The sequence below is a fragment of the Rhizobacter sp. P2_H2 genome (assembly GCF_056403375.1).
This window is the reverse complement of sequence record NZ_JBFUFP010001186.1, coordinates 1-1,573: the sequence shown is the minus strand read 5'-3', so window position 1 is coordinate 1,573 and position 1,573 is coordinate 1. Positions and strand designations below refer to the sequence as shown.

Below are 1,573 nucleotides of genomic sequence, written 5' to 3'. Positions count from 1 at the left end.
GGTCTGCAGCGCGCCGAGGATGTCCAGCGCCTGCGCATGGAAGGTCTCGCCGGCCGGCGTGAGGCGGGTCGGGTACGACGAGCGGTCGACCAGGTCCAGCCCGGCCCAGGCCTCCAGCGCCTGGATGCGGCGCGAGAACGCCGGCTGCGTCACATGCCGCATCTGCGCCGAACGCGAAAAGCTCCGCGTCTCGGCGAGGCTGACGAAATCTTCAAGCCACTTGGTTTCCACGGCAAGAGTTTAGGGCCCGCGGTTCAGGGCTTCTTCAGCGCTTGCTCAGCGTGATGTCCAGTTCGTGCACCAGGTCGTTCACCAGCTGGGTCGACGCCTGGCGTGAATCGGCCGTCGGCCCGGCGGTCTGCGCGACGATGTCGGCGGTCCAGGCGCCGCCCGCCTTGGCGCTGGCGCCGGCCACGCGGAACACCACGCGGCTGGCCAGCGTGTTGCAGTCCTGCCCGCCATTCACCGGCGTCAGCGTGACGAACTGCTGGCTCGCCGGCGTCACGCCGTTGTTCAGCATCATCGGGCCCAGGTCGCTCATCAGCCGCTCGCGCAGCGCGCCCATCACCGCGGCCACGTGCTCGCTGCCGGCGGCCGAGCAGGTGTCGAAGGCAAAGCTCTCGTTGTCGATCCAGACGACCTTGGCGTCGGGCAGGCGCAAGGTGGCATGGGCCACCGCATCAGGCGCCGCCTTGGCAGGCGTCGAGATCGCGCCGGCGACCGCCAGCAAGGAAAACAGAACCGCACGGGAAAAAGTCTTGTGAGCAGTCATCGCATCCGTCCTCTGTGGGTGAATCGGTGAACGCGACTCTAGAAGTGCAACAAGATGTGTGCTCGTCAGCTCCGTAACGATTGTTCACAATTGACTGAGAGTTCACGCTCGTTTTTCACGAACCGGGTCGGATTCTTCGGAGCCTTCCTACATGACGGCGGACAGCTCGTCGGATGCGGCGCTCTGCTGCAGCCGCCACATGTCGGCGTAACGGCCGTCGAGTGCCAACAATTGCGCATGCGTGCCGCGTTCGACGATGCGGCCCTGCTCCATCACCAGGATCTGGTGCGCATCGACGACGGTGGACAGCCGGTGCGCGATGACGAGCGCCGTCTTGTTGCGCGCGACGCCCTGCAGCTCGGCCTGGATCGCGCGCTCGTTGGCCGAGTCGAGCGCCGAGGTGGCCTCGTCGAAGATCATGATCGGCGGGTCCTTCAGCAGCGTGCGCGCGATCGCGACGCGCTGCTTCTCGCCGCCGCTCAGCTTCAGCCCGCGCTCGCCGACCGTCGTCTCGTAGCCCTTGGGCGTCGAGACGATGAAATCGTGGATGCGGGCCGCCTTCGCCGCCGCCTCGACCTCGGCGGCACCGGTGCCGGGCCGGCCGTAGGCGATGTTGTAGGCGACGCTGTCGTTGAACAGCACCGTGTCCTGCGGGACGATGCCGATGTTCTGGCGCACGCTGCCCTGTGTGACGGAGCGCAGGTCCTGGCCGTCGATCGTGATCACGCCGGCCTGCACGTCGTAGAAGCGGTACAGCAGCCGCGCGAGCGTGCTCTTGCCCGAGCCCGACGGGCCCACCAC

3 protein-coding genes are annotated in these 1,573 nt (G+C 67.3%); all 3 read right to left on the bottom strand.

Annotated features, from left to right (window positions below; translation table 11 throughout):
- Positions 1–231 (bottom strand): LysR family transcriptional regulator (locus AC1D15_RS31425; protein ID WP_477829122.1); only part of this gene is annotated, 231 nt, incomplete at its 3' end.
- 34 nt (positions 232–265) lie between these two features.
- A complete protein-coding gene (locus AC1D15_RS31420; RefSeq protein WP_477829121.1) occupies positions 266–772 on the bottom strand; it encodes a hypothetical protein in 507 nt (168 codons plus the stop codon).
- 147 nt (positions 773–919) lie between these two features.
- On the bottom strand, positions 920–1,573 hold a 654-nt coding region (locus tag AC1D15_RS31415; RefSeq protein ID WP_477829120.1), incomplete at its 5' end, for an ATP-binding cassette domain-containing protein.